This window comes from Kitasatospora sp. NPDC088351 (assembly GCF_040685575.1).
Lineage (GTDB): Bacteria > Actinomycetota > Actinomycetes > Streptomycetales > Streptomycetaceae > Kitasatospora.
In genome coordinates, this window is sequence record NZ_JBFBIL010000005.1 from 60,217 (window position 1) to 78,982 (window position 18,766).

At 73.0% G+C, this 18,766-nt stretch carries 17 protein-coding genes; 4 read left to right on the forward strand and 13 right to left on the reverse strand.

The window, feature by feature from the left end; genetic code table 11:
- Window positions 1-11: 11 nt before the first annotated feature.
- Window positions 12-443, reverse strand: coding sequence for a type VII secretion target (locus tag AB0P06_RS05415; RefSeq protein WP_363605256.1), 432 nt, complete (start codon window positions 441-443; stop codon window positions 12-14).
- A gap of 194 nt (window positions 444-637) precedes the next feature.
- Here AB0P06_RS05415 and AB0P06_RS05420 point away from each other — a divergent pair, with 194 nt between their 5' ends.
- From AB0P06_RS05420 to AB0P06_RS05435, 4 genes are all read left to right on the forward strand, one after another.
- Window positions 638-1,654, forward strand: a complete 1,017-nt coding sequence (locus AB0P06_RS05420; protein WP_363605257.1) for an ABC transporter ATP-binding protein — start codon at window positions 638-640, stop codon at window positions 1,652-1,654.
- On the forward strand, window positions 1,638-2,540 hold the full coding sequence (locus AB0P06_RS05425; RefSeq protein WP_363605259.1) for an ABC transporter permease: 903 nt from the start codon (window positions 1,638-1,640) through the stop codon (window positions 2,538-2,540). The genes AB0P06_RS05420 and AB0P06_RS05425 overlap by 17 nt, the downstream gene beginning before the upstream one ends.
- A 9-nt stretch (window positions 2,541-2,549) precedes the next feature.
- Window positions 2,550-3,512, forward strand: coding sequence for an ABC transporter ATP-binding protein (locus AB0P06_RS05430; protein WP_363605261.1), 963 nt, complete (start codon window positions 2,550-2,552; stop codon window positions 3,510-3,512).
- A 66-nt stretch (window positions 3,513-3,578) separates the two neighbouring features.
- Window positions 3,579-4,295, forward strand: coding sequence for an ABC transporter permease (locus AB0P06_RS05435; protein WP_363605262.1), 717 nt, complete (start codon window positions 3,579-3,581; stop codon window positions 4,293-4,295).
- A 73-nt stretch (window positions 4,296-4,368) separates the two neighbouring features.
- Here AB0P06_RS05435 and AB0P06_RS05440 read toward each other — a convergent pair whose 3' ends face one another.
- From AB0P06_RS05440 to AB0P06_RS05495, 12 genes are all read right to left on the reverse strand, one after another.
- Window positions 4,369-5,601 (reverse strand): MFS transporter, encoded by a 1,233-nt coding sequence (locus AB0P06_RS05440; protein ID WP_363605264.1) that lies wholly within the window; start codon window positions 5,599-5,601, stop codon window positions 4,369-4,371.
- Between the two features lie 83 nt (window positions 5,602-5,684).
- Window positions 5,685-6,416, reverse strand: coding sequence for a FadR/GntR family transcriptional regulator (locus AB0P06_RS05445; RefSeq protein WP_363605266.1), 732 nt, complete (start codon window positions 6,414-6,416; stop codon window positions 5,685-5,687).
- 184 nt (window positions 6,417-6,600) lie between these two features.
- Window positions 6,601-8,376: an LCP family protein gene (locus tag AB0P06_RS05450; protein WP_363605267.1), complete on the reverse strand. Its 1,776-nt coding sequence runs from the start codon at window positions 8,374-8,376 to the stop codon at window positions 6,601-6,603.
- 236 nt (window positions 8,377-8,612) lie between these two features.
- The gene (locus AB0P06_RS05455) at window positions 8,613-9,464 is read right to left on the reverse strand and encodes an HAD family hydrolase (RefSeq protein ID WP_363605268.1); all 852 of its coding nucleotides are present in this window, start codon (window positions 9,462-9,464) and stop codon (window positions 8,613-8,615) included.
- Window positions 9,465-9,513: 49 nt separating this feature from the next.
- Window positions 9,514-10,788 (reverse strand): serine--tRNA ligase, encoded by a 1,275-nt coding sequence (serS, locus tag AB0P06_RS05460; RefSeq protein ID WP_363605270.1) that lies wholly within the window; start codon window positions 10,786-10,788, stop codon window positions 9,514-9,516.
- A gap of 516 nt (window positions 10,789-11,304) precedes the next feature.
- Window positions 11,305-12,240, reverse strand: a complete 936-nt coding sequence (pheA, locus tag AB0P06_RS05465; protein WP_363605271.1) for a prephenate dehydratase — start codon at window positions 12,238-12,240, stop codon at window positions 11,305-11,307.
- 118 nt (window positions 12,241-12,358) lie between these two features.
- Window positions 12,359-13,669 carry an iron uptake transporter deferrochelatase/peroxidase subunit gene (gene efeB / locus AB0P06_RS05470; RefSeq protein WP_363605272.1) on the reverse strand — a complete coding sequence of 437 codons (1,311 nt, stop codon included), beginning with the start codon at window positions 13,667-13,669 and terminating at the stop codon, window positions 12,359-12,361.
- 5 nt (window positions 13,670-13,674) lie between these two features.
- On the reverse strand, window positions 13,675-15,651 hold the full coding sequence (locus AB0P06_RS05475) for a FixH family protein (protein ID WP_363605274.1): 1,977 nt from the start codon (window positions 15,649-15,651) through the stop codon (window positions 13,675-13,677).
- Between the two features lie 14 nt (window positions 15,652-15,665).
- Complete coding sequence (locus AB0P06_RS05480; protein WP_363605275.1) at window positions 15,666-16,205, reverse strand: copper chaperone PCu(A)C; 540 nt, start codon at window positions 16,203-16,205, stop codon at window positions 15,666-15,668.
- On the reverse strand, window positions 16,202-16,873 hold the full coding sequence (locus AB0P06_RS05485; protein ID WP_363605276.1) for an SCO family protein: 672 nt from the start codon (window positions 16,871-16,873) through the stop codon (window positions 16,202-16,204). The genes AB0P06_RS05480 and AB0P06_RS05485 overlap by 4 nt, the downstream gene beginning before the upstream one ends.
- Before the next feature lie 76 nt (window positions 16,874-16,949).
- The gene (locus AB0P06_RS05490; protein ID WP_363605278.1) at window positions 16,950-17,711 is read right to left on the reverse strand and encodes a YcnI family protein; all 762 of its coding nucleotides are present in this window, start codon (window positions 17,709-17,711) and stop codon (window positions 16,950-16,952) included.
- A 178-nt stretch (window positions 17,712-17,889) separates the two neighbouring features.
- On the reverse strand, window positions 17,890-18,729 hold the full coding sequence (locus AB0P06_RS05495) for a hypothetical protein (RefSeq protein WP_363605279.1): 840 nt from the start codon (window positions 18,727-18,729) through the stop codon (window positions 17,890-17,892).
- Between the last annotated feature and the right edge of the window lie 37 nt (window positions 18,730-18,766).

Below are 18,766 nucleotides of genomic sequence, written 5' to 3' on the forward strand. Positions count from 1 at the left end.
GTCCGGCCCCCTCAGGCGCTCAGGTCGTGCTTGACGGCCGATTCGTTGCGGCGGTAGTTGCCGGCGGTCTGGTGCAGCGCCTGGGTGAGCTCGCCGATGGTGCCGCCGAGTGCGGCGATCTGCTGGTCCCAGGTGGCGGCGGCGGCCTGGGCGGCCTTGCCGGTACGCCAGTTGGCGAGCGAGGTGGCGACGGTGGCGGTCTCGTCGTCGGCGGACCGGCCGTCGCCGTTCAGCCGCCCGTGGATCTGGTCGGAGGAGCCGGCGGCGGCCTCCAGCGCGTCCGGGTCGACGGTGACGGTGCTCCCGCCGCCGCCCGGGGCGCCGGCCGAGTTGATCCTGGTGTGCGCGGTCTCCTGCCGCTGGGCCTGTACCGTGAGATTGCCGTCGGCGTCGTAGGCCCAGGGGTTCATCATCCGGTCGAACTCGGTCGCACGATCCGACACTGTGCTCACGTCTCCCTCTCACGCCGGGAGTTGATCCCGACGGCCCCCTGTTAGGAATCTGACAAGAGTACAAGCCGGGTTGGCCGATTCCGACCCTTAGGGGATCAGTACGGGAGTGTCATACCGAAGCATCATGCCGGGTTCGTCATTCCAGCTCATGGCGGGCACGGCGTGCGCACACTACGTTGAGCCCTGTGTCCACTGTCATCAAGACGGACGGCCTCACCAAGAGGTTCCCCCGGGTCACCGCCCTCGACCAGCTCACCGTAGAGGTGCAGCCCGGGGTGGTCGGTCTGGTGGGGGCCAATGGTGCGGGCAAGTCCACACTCATCAAGATCCTGCTCGGGCTCGCCCCGGCGACGTCCGGGAGCGGCCAGGTCCTCGGTCTGGACATCGCCACCCAGGGCTCGGAGATCCGCGAGCAGGTCGGCTACATGCCGGAGCACGACTGCCTGCCGCCGGACGTCTCGGCCACGGAGTTCGTGGTCCACATGGCGCGGATGGCCGGGCTGCCGGCCGCCGCCGCGCGCGAGCGGACGGCGGACACGCTGCGGCACGTCGGGCTGTACGAGGAGCGGTACCGCCCGATGGGCGGGTACTCGACCGGCATGAAGCAGCGGGTCAAGCTGGCCCAGGCGCTGGTGCACGACCCGAAACTGGTGCTGCTGGACGAACCGACCAACGGGCTCGACCCGGTCGGCCGGGACGACATGCTGGCGCTGATCCGCCGGATCCACTCCGACTTCGGCATCTCGGTGCTGGTCACCACCCACCTGCTGGGCGAGCTGGAGCGGACCTGCGACCACCTGGTGGTCATCGACGGCGGCAAGCTGCTGCGCTCCTCCTCCACCGCCTCGTTCACCGAGGCGACGGCGGTCCTCGCGGTCGAGGTGACGGACCATCCGGACGACCTCGCCCTGGACGCGGGCGCGGCCGTGTACGAGCGGCTGGCCGCCGCCGGGCTGTCGGTACAGCCGGACGGCACCCGTGTCCTGCTGGTCCGGCTCGCGGGCGACGACACCTACGACACCATCCGCGACGCCGTCGCGGACCTCGGCCTCGGGCTGGTCCGGCTGGAACAGCGCCGCCACCGGGTCTCCGAGCTCTTCACCGAGCAGGCCGGTACCGGGCAGGCCGGCACCGACGACGCCGGCACCGTGCCGGCCGGCACCGCACCCAGGGGAGGTACCGCAGATGTCGCTGCCTCCTGAGACCAGGCCGGCCGACACCGGCGTCATCCACGACATCGGCTACCGCGGCTACACCGGCCCCCGGCTCGGCCGGGCCTACGCCACCCGCTCGCTGTTCACCCAGAGCCTGCGCGCCGCGTACGGCCTCGGGCGCTCCGGCAAGTCCAAGGTGCTGCCGATGCTGGTGCTCGGCGTGGTCACCACCCCCGCCGTGGTCATGGTCGCGCTCACCCTCGCCATGAGCCGCACCGATCTTCCGGTCGACTACCCGCAGTACCTCGGCTCGTTGGGGCTGGTCGTCTCGATCTTCCTGGCCTCGCAGGCCCCCGTCCTGCTCTCCCGGGACCTCCGCCACCACACCGTCCCGCTGTACTTCTCCCGCCCGATCACCCGCGGCGACTACGTCCGGGCCAAGTTCGCCGCGATGGTCTGCGCCCAGCTGCTGCTGATGACGGCTCCGCTGCTGGTCCTCTACATCGGCGCGCTGCTCGGTGGGCTGGACTTCGGACACCACACTGCGCACTTCCTCTACGGCCTGGTCACGGCCGTGCTCTACGCACTGGTCCCCACCTCGGTCGCGCTGGTGATCGCCGCCACCACCCCGCGCCGGGGCTTCGGGGTGGCCGCCATCATGGGCTACCTGGCGATCAGCACCACCGTGGTGGCCATCATCGTCGGGATCTCCAGCGTCGGCTCCGTCGGGATCCCGGACTCCGCGCAGTGGATCGCGCTGCTCTCGCCGAACGGGCTCGTGGAGAGCCTCACCAACCAGCTGTTCGACATCGGCGGCGACTTCGACCGGATGCACGCGCCCGGTGCGCTCGGTGTGGTCGCCTTCGCCGCCACCGCCGGCGCGATGGTGGCCGGCTCGTACGGGCTGCTGCTGCGCCGCTACCGGGACATCTGAGAGGGCACCATGGCCACCATCACCATCGACAAGGTCTCCCGCTGGTTCGGCAACGTGGTCGCCGTCAACGACATCAGCATGACGATCGGCCCCGGCATCACCGGTCTGCTCGGGCCCAACGGCGCGGGCAAGTCCACCCTCATCCACATGATGAGCGGCTTCCTCGCCCCCTCCACCGGGGCGGTCACCCTGGACGGCGCCCCGATCTGGCGCAACCAGGAGGTCTACCGGCAGATCGGGCTCGTCCCCGAGCGCGAGTCGATGTACGACTACCTGACCGGCTGGGAGTTCGTTCTCGCGAACGCCGAACTCCACGGCCTCGCCGACCCGGCCGCCGCCGCCAAGCGGGCGCTGGGCCTGGTCGAGATGGAGTACGCCCAGGACCGGAAGACCGGGACGTACTCCAAGGGCATGAAGCAGCGCGTCAAGATGGCCTCCGCGCTGGTCCACGACCCGTCCGTGCTGCTGCTCGACGAGCCCTTCAACGGGATGGACCCGCGCCAGCGGCTCCAGCTGATGGAGCTGCTGCGGCGCTTCGGCGCGGACGGCCGGACGGTGCTGTTCTCCTCGCACATCCTGGAGGAGGTCGAGCAGCTGGCCCGGCACATCGAGGTCGTGGTCGCCGGGCGGCATGCCGCCTCCGGGGACTTCCGGAAGATCCGCCGGCTGATGACCGACCGCCCGCACCGCTACCTGGTCCACTCCAGCGACGACCGCAGGCTGGCGGCCGCGCTGATCGCCGACCCGTCCACGGCCGGCATCGAGCTGGACTGGCAGCCGGGGGCGGGCGCGCGGCGCCCCGGTGGAAGGGCGGCGGGCGACGGGAGCGGACTGCGGATCCAGGCGGTCAACTTCCAGGGCTTCACCACCCTGCTGCCGAAGGTCGCGCAGCAGGCGGGCATCCGGCTGTACACCGTCGCACCGGCGGACGAGTCGCTGGAGAGCGTCTTCTCCTACCTCGTCTCCGCCTGACCGCCCGACCGCCCGTACACCTGATCGCCTGATCGCCTGAACCGGACCCAGGAAGGCCGACCAACCATGAACCCGACCGTCGCCAGGCTGACGCTGCGTGGCCTGCTGGGCCGCCGCCGCGGCATCCTGCTGCTGGTGGTCCCCGCCCTGCTGCTGCTCGTCTCGGCGATCGCCAGCGGCTCCAGCGGGGACGAGCACACTCTGACCGTCAGGATCCTCGGCCAGCTGGGCCTCGGCACCCTGGTGCCGATCCTCGGCCTGGTGGTGGGCACCGGCGCCATCGCCACCGAGATCGACGACGGCTCGATCGTCTACCTGCTCGCCAAGCCGCTGCCCCGCTGGAAGATCATCACCACCAAGCTGGTGGTGGCGATCGGCACCACCTGGGTCTTCGCGGGCATCCCCACCCTGCTGGCCGGCCTGCTGATGTACGGCACCAAGGAGAACCTGGCGCTCGGCTACACCGTGGCCACCCTGGTGGCCGGTGCCGTGTACAGCGCGCTCTTCCTGCTGCTCGGCGTGGTCACCCGGCACGCGGTGGTGGCGGGTCTGGCGTACGCGCTGATCTGGGAGTCGCTGATCGGCAACTTCGTGACGGGCGCCCGGACGCTGAGCGTCCAGCAGTGGGGCCTGTCGGTGGCGAAGGCGGTGGCCGCGGACGGCGCGATCACCGCGGACGTCGCGCTCGGCGTGGCCGTCCCGCTGCTGCTGGTGTTCACCGTGGTGGCGACGGCGCTGGCCTCGGTGAAGCTCGCCGGGCTGACCCTGGCCGCCGAGGAGTGACCGGCCAGGGGGCCGCGGCCGGCGGCCTCCCTGGCGGGTGCCCCTGAGTACCTGGGCTGAGTACCTGGGCGCCTCAGAGCGTCCGGTTGCGGCCGGCGCCCCAGCCGGCCACGGCCGCGACGGCGGCCAGCGCCAGCATCAGCGCCAGCGGGGTGTTCCAGTCCCCGGTCAACTGGTGCAGCGCCCCGGCGCCGACCGGGCCGGCCGCCGCCACCAGATAGCCGACCGCCTGCGACATCCCGCCCAGCTGGGCGGCGCCGGCCGCGCTGTCGGTCCGCAGCACGATGAAGGCGAGCCCGAGGCCCAGCGAACCGCCCTGGGCGACGCCCAGGATGGTGGCCGACACCCAGGCGCAGGGCACCGGAGAGATCAGCAGGACGGCGATCCCGAGCCCGTTGAGCGCGGCCATCACCACGGCCAGCGCCCGCTGGCTGGTCATCCGGCCGGCCATCAGCGGCACCAGGAAGGCGCCGGCGACCTGCACCAGGTTGGAGAAGGCGAAGACCAGGCCGGCCTCGCCGCGGTCCATCCCGTGGTCGGCCAGGATGGTCGGCATCCACGCCACCAGGGTGTAGACCAGCAGCGACGAGATGCCCATGAAGAGGCTGATCTGCCAGGCCAGCGGCGAGCGCCAGATCCCCTGGATCGGCCGCCCGGCCGGAGCCCCCACCGCCACCTCCGCCTTCTCCTGCCGCGAGCGCAGCACCTGCGGCAGCCAGGCCACCGCCGCGACCAGCGCGAGCAGCGACCAGGCGCCCAGTGAGGCCTGCCAGCCGCCGCCGAGCGCGTGCTCCAGCGGGACGGACATGCCGGCCGCGAGGGTCGCGCCGACCAGCATGGTGGTCGAGTAGACACCCGTCATGGCCGCGGCCCGGCCCGGGAACTCGCGCTTCACCAGACCCGGCATCGAGACGTTCAGGACGGCGATCGCCACGCCGATCACCACGCAGCCCGCGTACAGCGCGGCCACCGACGGCAGCACCCTCAGCAGCACGCCCGCGCCGAGCACCAGCACCGCGCCCAGAACCACCCGCTCGGTGCCGAACCGCCGGGTCAGCCGGGGGGTGAGCGGCGCGCCGACGCCCTGGAACAGCACCGGGACGGTGGTGATCAGACCGCTCGCGGTGGCGGAGAGGCCGAAGGTGTGCTGGATCTCGCCGACCATCGGCGAGACCGCTGCCAGGCAGGCGCGCATGTTGAGCGCGACCAGGAGGATGCCGGTCAGCAGCAGCGCGGGGTGGGCCGGCCGGGAGCGGACGGGAAGCGGATAGGTGACCACCGGCTGCTGGGCACGGGTGACTGCCATGGGTGCTGCTCTTTCGTGAAACGTGAGATCACGCGAAACGTGAGATCAGGGGCGCGGATCGGGGAAGGAGGGCTCGCGCCGTCTCACTTCCGGGCCGCGATGGCCGCGAGGAGCTGCTCGACGGCCGCGGTCGGCTCGGCGAGCAGCGCGCGACAGGCCGCCTCGGCGCGGTCCGGGTCGCCGCTCTCGATCGCGTCCACCAGCGCCTCGTGGGTGGCCACGACCACCTCGGGCATCTCGTGGTCGCCGAAGGCCGTCCGCATCGACTCGCGCACCGAGGCGCCGAAGTAGCGGTACACCTCGGTCAGCGCCGGGTTGTGCGCGGCCTCGACGACGGCGGTGTGGAACTCCAGGTCGTGCTCGACGGTCGCCTCGCGACCGGTCCGCTCGGGCTGCGTCGCGATCACCTCGGCCTCGTGGGCCAGCGCGGTCCGCATCCGGACGATGTCCTCGGGGGTGTGCCGCAGCGCCGCCAGCCGGGCGCCCTCGGCCTCCAGCGCCGCGCGGACCTCCAGCACGTCCCGGATGCCGGAGCGCTGCACGCCCCGCAGGACGGAGGCCGGGTCGCTGGTGCTGCGGACGAACGTTCCCTCGCCCTGCCGGGAGACCAGCATGCCGGCGTGCACCAGCACCCGGATCGCCTCCCGCACGGTGTTCCGCCCGACCTGCAGCCGCTCGGCCAGCTCGTGCTCGGTCGGGATCCGTGCCCCTACCGGCCAGACGCCGGCGGCCAGCTGCTCGCGCAGCTGGTCGATGGCGGTGTCCACCAGGGAGCGCCGCCCGGCTGCCTGCAGGCTGTCGTTGCCGCTGGTCACGGGGGCTCCTCTCGGGCGGGGACGGCTGGTCATCGGTCATCCTACAACCGCTTGCCCGGTCATCCTACAACTGGAGATGAACGCCCCCGGAACCCTCCGGGACGGGTCGGCTGGGACGACGGGTCGGTCGGGTCGGCCGGGGCGACGGCGGGGCGGGAGGCGGGAAGGCCCGCCTCCCCGGCGGTCAGCCGTAGGAGACGTTGTCGCAGATGTCGTCGTCGGCGGAGCGGGCGTCGTTGACGACCTCGGTGGGCAGCGGGGCCGGGGTGCCGGGCGTGCCGGCGGCGGTGCCGCCGCTGGCGGCGGCGTAGTCCTTGCCGACGATCAGGCTGATCCCGGTGGCCGAGGTCGGCGTCAGGGTGGCGCCCGGGAACATCGCCTGGATCTTCTCCGCGTTGGCCTTCTGGCCGGAGCCGTACTCGATCGTGGTGGTGGCGCGGTTGGTGTTCTTGGCGTCGGTGACGCCGGTGACGGTGACCTTGGCGGCCTTGAGCGTGTCGGCGGCCTTGCCGGCCAGCCCGGTGGCGGTGGTGCCGTTGTAGACCGCGACCTTGATCGGCGCGCCGTTCGCGGCGACCGGCGGGGGCGCGGCCGGGGTGGTCTCGGGTGCGGCGGCCGGGGTCTCCGGCGCGTCCTCCTGCTTGCCGGTGGCGTCCTGGCCGTCGATGGTCCGGTCGGCCTGGAGGGTCTTCCAGAGGTTGTCGACCGCCGGGTGGACCAGGTCGATCCGTGGACCGTTGTAACGCCAGGGCGTGGTGAGGAACTTGACGTCGTGCAGGTCGATGTCCTTCATCGACAGCGCGAAGTCCATCAGCTTCTTGGCCGAGTCCAGACCGGGGTCGACGGTCATCGACTTGGTCGCCGCGTCGGCCAGCGGCAGCAGGGTGGTCGGGCTCAGCCCCTGACTCTTGACCTTGGCCATCAGCGAGCCGAGGAAGGCCTGTTGACGCTTCATCCGGCCGACGTCGGATTCGTCGCCGACGCCGTGCCGGAGCCGGACGTAGTCCAGCGCCTTCTGACCGGAGACCTTCTGCTTGCCCTTGGGCAGGATGACCTTGCCCTTCCTGCCCAGTTTGGGGTTGATGTGCCCCTCGTAGATGTCGTTGGGCAGGCAGACGTCCACCCCGCCGACGGCCTCGGTCATCGCCGCGAAGCCCTCGAAGTTGACCTCTATGGTGTGGTCGACCCGGATGCCGGTCAGTTTCTCCACGGTGTTCTGGGTGCAGGCCGGGTTGCCGGTCTCCGCGTTGCCCACGGAGAAGGCCGAGTTGAACATCTGCCCGGGCGCTTCCTTGCTCCACTTGCCGTTCGGCAGCTTGCACGAGGGGATGGTGACCAGGGCGTCGCGCGGGATGGAGATGCCCACCGCGTGCTTGTGGTCGGCGTAGACGTGCAGCAGGATCGTGGTGTCCGAGCGGGCGCCGCCCTCGTTGCCGCCGCCGAGGTCGCTGTTCTTGCCGGCCCGCGAGTCCGAGCCGATCAGCAGGATGTTGACCGGCTTGTTGCCGTTGGCGTCGGCCTGGGCCTCCGGCGGGCGGTCGGTCGAGATGGCGTCCGCGTCGAAGGACTTGATGTTGCCGTTCAGCTTGTAGTAGATGGCGCCGCCGGTGCCGGCCAGCACCACCAGGACGCCCGCCACCGACCAGGCGGCGATCTTCTTCACCTTGCGCTTGGGCTTGCGGCTGTTGCGCGCGGCCGCGCGGCCGCCGCCCTCGGCGGCGCCGCCCGCCTTGGTGCCGTCCGTCTTGCCGCGTCCGCCCTTGCCCTGGGCGGCCCGTCGGGCCTCGGCGCGGCCGCCGGGCCTCGGCGCGGGGACACGGCCGGAGCCGTCGGACGCCCGTTCGGTGTGCACGTCGCCGCGTGAGGCGCCGGTGCCCGGGGTGTCTCCACCGCGCGAGCTGCCACCGCCGCGTCGCCGCCCGTCCGCGCCCGACGTGCTCTCGTCCCACTGGCCTGACATGCGCGTACCTCTCAGCGGCGGAAGCAGCAATGCTGTGCGTGTCCGGCGGGCACGGCCCGGGCCGGCCGGGAGCACCGCACAGGGGCACCGCACCGGGAGACGCGGGGCTTCAGCGGAGCATACAAACACTTCCGGACGGGTCGGCAGCCGGGTGGTGGTGCAGGCCTGTGGGACAACCGCCGGACAACCGCCGGACAACCGCCCGATGTCTGTTCGACGTCGGCCCGGTGGGTCGGTCAGGCGAGCGGGTAGAGCCGCTCCAGGACGGCGGCCACGCCGTCCTCGTCGTTGCTGACGGTGACCTCGTCGGCGACCGCGAGCAGTTCCTCGTGCGCGTTGGCCATCGCGACACCGTGCCGGGCCCAGCCGAACATCGGCACGTCATTGGGCATGTCGCCGAAGGCGATGGTGTCGGCGGCCCGGACGCCGAGGCGGCGGGCGGCGACGGCCAGCCCGGTGGCCTTGGAGAGGCCCAGCGGCAGCAGTTCGACGATGCCGGCGCCCGCCATGGTGACGCCGACCAGCCCCCCGGCCGCCTGCCGGGCCGCCTCGGCGAGGTCGTCGTCGGTCAGTCCGCGGTGCTGGATGTACAGCTTGCTCACCGGGGCGGCGAGCAGTTCGTCCCTGTCGACCCGGACCACCGGCAGGTCGGAGCCGATCACCAGCTCGTAGCCGGGACCGGCCAGCACCTCGCCGTCCAGGCCGTCCTGGTTGGCCGCGACGGCCATCGGACCGGTCTCCGCCTCGATCTTGGCGATGGCCAGCGCGGCCAGCCGGCGGTCCAGGGTGAGCGAGGTGAGCAGCTTGTGCGCGCCCGCGTCGTAGACCTGCGCGCCCTGGCCGCAGACGGCTATGCCGGTGTAGCCGATCTCGTCGAAGACCGGGCGGGCCCAGGCGGCCGAGCGGCCGGTGACGATGATGTGCAGCGCCCCGGCGCCGGTGGCGGCGGCCAGCGCCGCGCGGGTGCGCTCGGAGACGCTCTCCCCGCTGGTCAGCAGGGTGCCGTCGAGGTCGGTGGCGACCAGCCGGAAGGGCAGGCCGCCACCGTCGTCGACGGGGGAGACGGGGCTGGGGCTGATGCTGCTCATGGGCCGTGCGTCTCCCGGGAGTTGCTGGTGCTGCGGGTGCTGCGGGGTGCTACTTGACGGGCGGGAGGACGGAACGGCCGCCGAGGTACGGCCGCAGCGCCTCCGGGACCACCACAGAGCCGTCGGCCTGCTGGTGGTTCTCCAGGATCGCCACGATGGTGCGCGGGACGGCGACCAGGGTGCCGTTCAGCGTGGCCAGCGGGCGGACCTTGCCCTCCTCGCGCATGCGGATGGAGAGCCGGCGGGACTGGTACTCGGTGGTGTTGGAGGTCGAGGTGACCTCGCGGTACTTGCCCTGGGTCGGGATCCACGCCTCGATGTCGTACTTGCGCGCGGCCGAGGCGCCGAGGTCGCCGGAGGCGACGTCGATCACCCGGTACGGCAGCTCCAGCGCGTTGAGGAAGTCCTTCTCCCACTGGAGCAGGCGGCGGTGCTCGGCCTCGGCGTCCTCGGGCGTGGTGAAGACGAACATCTCCACCTTCTCGAACTGGTGGACGCGGATGATGCCGCGGGTGTCCTTGCCGTAGGTGCCGGCCTCGCGGCGGAAGCAGGACGAGTAGCCGGCGTACCGCAGCGGCAGCTTCTCGGCGTCGATGATCTCGTCCATGTGGTACGCCGCGAGCGGGACCTCGCTGGTGCCGACGAGGTAGCGCTCCTCCTCTTCGAGGAAGTAGACGTTCTCGGCGGCCTGGCCGAGGAAGCCGGTGCCGTCCATGGCGGCCGGGCGGACCAGGGCCGGGGTGATCATCGGGGTGAAGCCGGCCGCGGTGGCCTGGGCGATCGCCATGTTGATCAGGGCGAGCTCCAGCAGCGCGCCAACACCGGTCAGGTAGTAGGACCGCGCTCCGGCGACCTTGGCACCGCGCTCGGTGTCGATCGCGCCGAGGATCTGGCCCAGCTCGACGTGGTCGCGGGGCTCGAAGCCCTCGGCGGCGAAGTCGCGCGGGGTGCCGATCTCCTCCAGGGTGACGAAGTCCTCCTCGCCGCCGACCGGGGCGGCCGGGTCGATGAGGTTCGCCAGCGAGCGGAGCAGGCGGTCGGCCTCCTCCTTGGCCGCGCCCTGCTCGGCGTCGGCGGCCTTGACCTCCTCGGCGAGCGCCTTGGTGCGCTGCAGCAGGGCGGTCTTCTCCTCGCCCTGGGCCTTGGCGACCTGCTTGCCGAGCGTCTTCTGTTCGTTGCGCAGCTCGTCGAAGCGACTGCCCGAGGACCGGCGCCGTTCGTCGGCGGAGAGGAGGGCGTCGACCAGGTCGACGTCCTCGCCACGGACGCGCTGCGAGGCGCGCACTCGGTCAGGGTCCTCACGAAGCAGGCGAAGGTCAATCACGGGCCCAAGCCTACCGGGCGGGGGCCCTTCCACCGGTACGGGTTTCCGGCTGGGGATAACTCCACGGATCCTGTGGATAACTTCTGTGGAGAGCCGCCTCGGGCAGGGTTATCCACAGGCTTGGGGCCGGGGTTGTGGATTGTTGGGCGGCGGTGAGGGGCGGCGGGCAGAACCGGGGAATTGAGGTTTCAAACCTCGGCCGCCCTTCCCGAGTGGGGGAATTGAAGCACTCGGGCGGGTGATTTGATGGCACACGGGTGACTCTGGTCCGATTAGTCATCTCTGCGCCACTAACCGGTGGTCCGACCGATGTGGGCGATGGCTATACCGGTTTGTCGATTCATCCCCAGGCCTGTGGATAACTTTCGGCTGTGGACAGTCCACAGCCCTGTGGACAGCCGCTTCCGGTGGTGGCGCGCCTGTGGACGACGGGTGCGGTGACCCCGACCGCCGTCCGGGCGCTGGGAAAAACGGTCGGAAACAGTCGAATACGGTCGGGAAAACGAAAGCCGTCGATCAGATGTCGCCGCGCCCGTCGAGGCAGCGGGAGAGCCAGTCGGCGGCCTCGGTGAAATCGGTGTCCGAGGTCCCCGGCCGCTGGTGCCTGGAGGTCTGCCGGTCGGCACGCGGATAGGAACCGAGGAAGCGCACCTGCGGGCAGATCCGCTTGAGGCCCATCAGCGCCTCGCTCACCCGGCGGTCGGCGAGGTGCCCCTCGCAGTCGATCAGGAAGCAGTAGTTGCCGAGCCCCTCGCCGGTCGGCCGGGACTCGATCCGCATCAGGTTGACCCCGCGCACCGCGAACTCCTGGAGCAGCTCCAGCAGCGCGCCCGGATGGTCGTCCGGCAGCCAGACCACCATGGAGGTCTTGTCCGCGCCGGTCGGCGAGGAGACCCGCCCCGGCCGGCCGACCAGGATGAAGCGGGTGGTCGCGTTCTGCGCGTCGGCGATCTCCTTGACCAGCGGGTCCAGGCCGTAGATCGGTGCCGCGAACTCGCCCGCGAACGCCCCGTCGAAGCGGCCCTCGGCGACCAGCCGGGCACCGTCGGCGTTGGAGGCGGAGGACTCCCAGCGGGCGTCCGGCAGGTTGGCCGCCAGCCAGCGGCGCACCTGCGGCTGTGCCACCGGGTGGCTGGTCACGGTCGCGATGTCGGCGAGCTCGGTGCCCGGCCGCACCAGCAGCGCGAAGGAGATCGGCAGCAGCACCTCGCGGTAGATCATCAGCGGGGAGCCGGCGGCCAGTTCGTCGTTGGTCGCGGTGACGGCCCCCTCGACCGAGTTCTCGATCGGCACGAACGCGCCGGACGCCTCGCCGCCCCGCACCGCGTCCAGCACCAGCGGTACCGAGGACAGCGGCACCAGCTCCCGGGTCGCCGCCTCGGGCAGGGTCCGCAGGGCCGCCTCGGTGAAGGTGCCCGCCGGGCCGAGATAGGTGTAGCGGGTCGCCGACATACCGCCTCCGTCGAAAGGGGTTACAGAGCAGTCACCTTAACCACTTCGTCCCCGGCCCATGAACGCGTTTCAGCCCCTGGGCAGGGGACGGAGCGGACGGCGGCGGGGGCGGGAGCGGCTACCCCTCCAGCAGCGGCTGGCCCACGTAGCCGCCCTCCCGGGCGCCCGGCGGGACGGCGTACAGGCCGCTGGCCTCGTGCCGCAGGAAGCGGGAGAGGCCGTCGCCCCGGGCGAGCTTGCGCTGCACCGGGGTGAAGCCCTTGCGCGGGTCGGCCTGGAAGGCCAGGAAGAGCAGCCCGGCGTCCGGGGACCCGTCGGCCAGCAGGCCGTCGTGGTACGAGAAGCCGCGCCGGAGCATCGCCGCCCCGCCGTTGGCGGCCGGTGCGGCGACCCGGATGTGCGCGTCGGCGGGGACGGCCAGCGAGCCGTCCGGGCCCTGCGCGGCCAGGTCCACCGGGCTGGACTCGCCGCCCGGGGCGGGCGCGTTCAGCGGGGCGCCGTCCGACTTGCGACGGCCGATCACCCGTTCCTGACGGTCCAGCGGGAGCGCCTCCCAGTTGTCCAGCAGCATCCTGATCCGCCGGAACACCAGGTACGAGCCGCCGGCCAGCCAGTCGGGCCGGTCCGGCCCGGCGGTGCAGAACACCGTGGTGTCGAAGCCGTCCTGGCCCGGCTTGGGGTTGTTGGTGCCGTCGATCTGGCCCATCAGGTTGCGGCCGGTCATCGGCCGGGCGGTGGCGCCGGGCGTCCGGGCGAAGCCGGACATCTGCCAGCGCAGCGCCGCCGTCCCGGCCGCCTGGCGTTGCAGCACCCGCAGCGCGTGGACGGCGACCAGCGCGTCGTCGGCGCCGATCTGCACGAAGAGGTCGCCGTCGCCGCGGGCCGGGTCGAGGGCGTCCGCCGGGAAGGCCGGCAGCGGTTCGAGCGCCGGCGGGCGGTGGTCGGCCAGCCCGGCCTTGTCGAACAGGGGGGCCCCGAAACCGAAGGTGACGGTGAGCGAGCAGGGCCCGGCGTCCAGCGCGACCTGGTTCTCCTGCTCGTCGGTCGGCTCGCCGACGGCCAGCCGGGCGGCCGTCCGGGACCAGCGCCGCAGCAGTGCGCGCAGCCCGTCCCGGCCGGCGCCGTCGGCCAGGTCGAACGCGGCCAGCTGGACCCGGGCCTGCTGCGGTTCGAGGATGCCGGCCTGGTGCTCGCCGTGGAACGGCACCCGGGCCGCGCCGAGCGCCCCGCCGCCCGCCGCGGGCGCGGCGGGGGAGGTCCGGTCCAGGGCGGTGGCCCCGGCCGCGCCGGCGCCCGCCCCGATCACCAGGCCGGCCCCGGCGGTGCCCAGCAGGGCCCGCCGGGTGAAGCCGGTACCGGTCGGCCTGGCGGCGGAGCTGTCGGCGGAGGTACCGGCGGACGCGGTGTCGGCCGTGGTCTCGGTGTTCATCGCGTTCACCCGATCTTCAGCTGCTTGATCTCGGTGGCCTGGTCGATGTCGGAGGAGCGGACCGCCACCGAGACCACCCAGTTCCCGGCCAGCGGCAGCTGTGCGGTGCCGCTCCAGCGCCCGGTGCCCTCGGGGGTCAGCGCGACCGGCAGCGGGCCGAGGTCGCGGTCCGGCAGGGTGAAGGCGAGCTGCACCTCGGGGACCTCGGCCGGCTGCCCGTCCGTGCCGTCCAGTGCGAGGTGCACCTCGTTGGAGCCGGTCCCGGCCGGGTTGAGGGTGACGGTCGCGGTGCCCTTGGCGTTCGGGGTCCGGCCCTTGGTGTCGTACGGGAGCTTGAGCTCCAGGGTCTTGCCGGGCACGGTCTGCGGGGCCTCCGCCGAGCCGCCGGCCGGGGCGGTGCCGGCGGTCGCCGCCGCCGCGACCTCGCCCGCCACCCGGCCGGGCGGCGAGTTGGTGAGCATCGTGGTGACCACCAGCACGGCCACCGCGACCAGCGCCTCGATCAGCACCGAGCGGCGCAGCCCGGCCCGGGTGGGGGTGAGCCCGCGGTCGCGCCCGGCGTTCTCCCGGGCGGCCTGCTGGCGGGCCAGCTGGGCCTGCCGGACGGGGTCGTCCGAGTGCGCCGTGACGGCGACCGGTTCGCGGGCCTCGACGGGCGCGGCGGTCGGCGCCTCGTCCGGGGCGGTCCGCAGCCGGGCCAGCCAGGAGCGGGTGAACCAGGCGACCCCCAGCATGGCGGCCACGCAGCCGGTCTTCACCAGCAGCAGCCGCCCGTACTCGGTGCCGGTCAGCGCGCCCCAGCTGCCGAGGCCGCGCCAGGACTGGTAGACGCCGGTGACGGTGAGCACCGTGACCGAGCCGATGGCGACCTTGGAGAAGCGGCCGACGGCGTCCGCGCCGAGCCCGTGCCGCAGGCCGACCAGCAGCGCGGCCAGGCCGCCCAGCCAGAACGCCATGGCGATCAGGTGCAGCATGCCGAGCGGCAGCGCCAGCCAGACCTGGATGCCCACCGAGGCGTGGTCGGCGCCGGCCCAGGTCGCCGCGAGGGCGACCGCCAGCACCAGCCCGGCCACGCCGAGGCCGAGCCGGGCGTCCCGCTCCGGGCGTTCGGCGGCGCGCTGTTCCAGCCGCCGCAGCTCGGCCTCCTCCGGGTCCTGCGTCCCGGTGACCGCGGGCACCGCGCGCGGCGGCTGGCCGAGCTGGCCGACCAGCAGCGACAGGAACACCCCGCTCGCCGCGAGCAGCAGCAGCCGGGCGGCCAGCGCGGTGCCGATCCGCTCGTCCAGCGTGGCGCGCACCAGCGACAGGTCGAAGGCCTGTCCGAGGCCCGAGCCCCGCTCGTACGGGCCGCGCAGCATCAGCACCGCGACGGTGGAGAGCAGCAGCGCCACCCAGCCGGTCATCAGCAGACGCTGCACCGAGCGCCGGGCCGCCCCGGCCGGCCAGCAGATCAGGACGAACGCGGCCGCGCCGGCGAGCAGGGCGAACGCCCCGTACGCGACGGTCCGGCCGGTGCCGTAGAGGGCGGCGACCACGTCGTCGGCGTCGGCGCTCTGCAGCGAGCCGGCCGAGACGGAGGTGTCCGAGGGCGCGCCGATGGAGAAGGTGAACGCCCCGCCGATCGGGTGCGAGTCCTCGGAGACGGTGCGCCAGGCGACCGTGTACGTGCCGTTGGCCAGCCCGCTGTTCAGCCCGACCCGGACGGTGTTGCCCTTGCCGTCGGCGTGGGCCGGGTTGCCGCTGTCGACCGCCTTGCCGGCCGGGTCGAGCACGCGCACCGAGTCGGCGGAGAGCGAGACGGTCTCGCTGAAGGTCAGCGTGACGGCCTGCGGCGCGGTGGGGACCACCGAGTTCTGGCCCGGGTCGGCGGACTGGAGGGCGGCGTGGGCGGCGGCCGGCCCGGCACCGCCGAGCAGCAGCGCGAGCAGCGCGCCGAGGACGCCCAGCAGTCCGCCGAGCCGGCGGTGACTGACCTTCAGCATGTCGCGGATCCCCTTTACTGCTGACCGGGGCGGTAGGTGAGTTCCTTGACCGGCACCTTGACCGAGATGGTTCCGGCCTTGGCGAAGGTCAGGTCGAGTTCGAGCTCGTCACCGAGGGCGGGGGCCTTCTGCCATCCCATGATCATGAGATGCGTGCCGCCCCGGGCGAGCTGCAACGCGCCGTGCGCGGGGACGTCCAGTCGGTCGACCTGCTCCATGGTGGAGGCGGTGGAGCGGTGCATGGTGACCGACTCGGCGGCCGGGCTGGAGACCTTGACCAGCTGGTCCCCGCCGGTGCCGTCGTTGCGCACGGTCAGGTAGCCGGCCGCCATCCCGCCCGCCGGGGGCAGCGGTATGTAGGAGTCGGCGACGCTCAGCCTGGCGGCTCCGCCGTCGGAGGCGGTGGCGGTGGTGTCCGTGCCGCCCGCACCGCAGGCGACCAGGATGGCGCCGCCGCCCAGTGCCGTCGCCAGTACCGCTCCGGCGAGTGCCGTCCGCCGGAAGCCGAGTGCCTCGCGCCGGCCGGCGGGGCGCCCGGTGCCGGGGCCGTTCATGCCGCGACCCCCTTGGCGAGCAGCGGCAGGTCGTGCTCGTAGGTCTTCTCCTCGGTGCCGCTGAGGTAGAGGACGTGGGCCTTGTCGTCGGAGGGCAGGAAGGCCAGCACCTGCGCGCCGTGGGTGGAGGTGACGGTGCCGTCCGCGTTGACCACCGGGTCCTCGATCATGATGCCGAGCGACCGGGCCGCGGTCTTCACCTTGGCGAGGTCCCCGGTGAGGCCGATGAAGTCGCTGCCCATCGAGTCGAGCCAGGTGCGCAGCACCTGCGGGGTGTCGCGCTGCGGGTCGGTGGAGACGAAGACGACGTTGATCTTCTGCCGTTCCTCGGCGGAGAGCTTCTTCATCGCGACGCCGATGTCGCCCATGGTGGTCGGGCAGACGTCCGGGCAGCTGGTGTAGCCGAAGAAGAGCAGGGTGGTACGGCCGTTGGTCTGCTGGCGCAGGTCGAACGGCTGGCCCGCGGTGTCGGTCAGCTGGAGGTCGGGCTTCTCGAAGTGCTTGCTGAGCACGGTGCCCTGGTAGGGCGAGTCGGCCTTCTGCTGGGTGACCTTGGCGGGGCTGTTGCCGCCACCGCCGTCGGAGCCGCAGGCGGTCAGGGTGAGGGCGACGGCGAGCGCGACGGCGGCGGCGCCGGCCAGACGGGTGGTGCGGGGGGTGCGGGGCATGGGAGTTCCGATCGTGCGCGGTGGTTCACCGGCGGGGCCGTACCCGGGTGCGGGTACGGCCCCGCCGGTGCGAGGGTCAGGAGGCGGCGCTGCCGTCCTTGCGGCGCAGGCCGAGGATGCCGAACGCGGCGCCGATCACGCCGACCACGATGCCGACCACGCCGAGCACCCGGGCGGTGGAGTCGCTGCTCTTGGCGGTGGAGCCGGACGCCTCCGAGGAGGTGCTGCCGCCGCCCATGCCGTGGCTGTCGGCCGCGGCCGGGGCGGCGGTGACGCCGTGGTCGTCACCGCCGGTGGCCTTGGTCAGCTTGAGCACGGGGGCGGGCTTGGCGGGCTCGGGCTGGCCGTCCTTCGCCTCGTCGATCCAGCGGACGACGTCGCCGTTGTCGTAGCTCTGCAGGGCCTTGAAGGTCAGCGTGTCGGTGTCGGTCGGCAGCGGGCCGAGCGAGACGCGGAACTCCTGGAACTGGCCGGGGGCGATCTTGATGCCCGCGTCGGCGGTCCAGGTGATCTTGGAGATGGCCTCGTTGACGTCGCTGCCGTGCACCTTGATCGGCTTGTCGAGCTTGGACTTCTCGACGGTCGTGGTCCACCCCGGCAGCGGGAGGGTCCGGACGGAGGCCAGCGGGTGGTCCAGCGGGAGGTTGATCTCCAGCTTCACGGTGCCGGCGGTGTCGCTCTCGTTCGGCACCCGGAAGTCGACGGCCGTGTAACCGCCCTGCTCGGCGCTGCCCGGGTTGACGGTGACGTGGGCGAAGGCGGGGCAGGCCAGCACCACGACGGAGGTCGCGGCGGCGAGGGCGACGGCGGCGATACGGCGGGTGGGAAGGGAACGCATGATGGGGGGCTCCGTTCGGAGGCTCGGCGGGCAGGCCCGCTCCCGGGCACGGACGAACCGTGTCTCGGCGGGGCCGCGCGGCGGGGGGACGTGGGGGGCCGCAGGCCCGGGTGGGGCGGTTACGGCTCGGCTGATGCGTAGCCCGGAGCCCGGTACGGACGGGGGTACCGAGGTCGGGTCAGTACGCGAGCGCGCCGAGCGGAGGGCCGCGCCGCACCACGCTGTGCCGCAGCGCGGCACCGGCCGGCGGCGGGTTCTCCCCGCCCCGTGCGCCGTACCGGCGGGCCGGGCCGCCTGAGGTGCCGATCAGCCCGCGCAGCAGCTCCGCGACCAGCGCGAACGCCGTCCGCAGCGGCGTCGCCCAGTGCTCCCGGGCGGCCTCGGCGGTGATCCGGAGCAGCCGCCAGAGCGCCGCCTCGCCGCGCCGCAGCCACCAGCCGGCCACCAGGGCGGCGGCCAGGTGGGCGGCGAGCATCGACGAGGTCATGCCGAACACGCCGCCCTGCCACCAGGGCACGACGGCGTACGCCTGCGGGTCCAGGCCCGCGCTGGAGACCAGCTGTTCGACGGAGGGGTTGCCGGGCAGGCCGGTCAGTGTGCCGGGGCGGGCCTCGTTGCAGATCAGCCGGCCGGCCACCTGCGGCAGGGTCAGCGGCCCGGAGCCGCCGTGCTGCATCCCCGCCATGGCACCGGCCGCCGTGCCGGCGTGGCCGCCGAAGGCGTGGAAGAGGCCGTGCAGGCCGAGCTGGCCCGCACCGAGCGCACCGGCGATGGCGGTGAGCGAACGCTCCCGCCCGCCGAGGGCCACGGCGAGCACCAGGACCGCCGCGAAGCCCGTCGCGAGCGCGGGCAGGGCGACGTTCCCGCCGCCGGCCAGCGCGTGCCCGCCTGCCGCTATCAAGGTGCAGACCAGCGCGAACGGCACCGCCCGGGCAAGCCGCAGATCCCAGGCGGCGGCCCCCACCGGCGCATCCGGTGCGGGGGCGCCCGGGAGCGGGGCGGCGGCGAGGGCAGTCATGGCCGGGCCATCATCTCATCGCCTGCCTCGCCCCCGT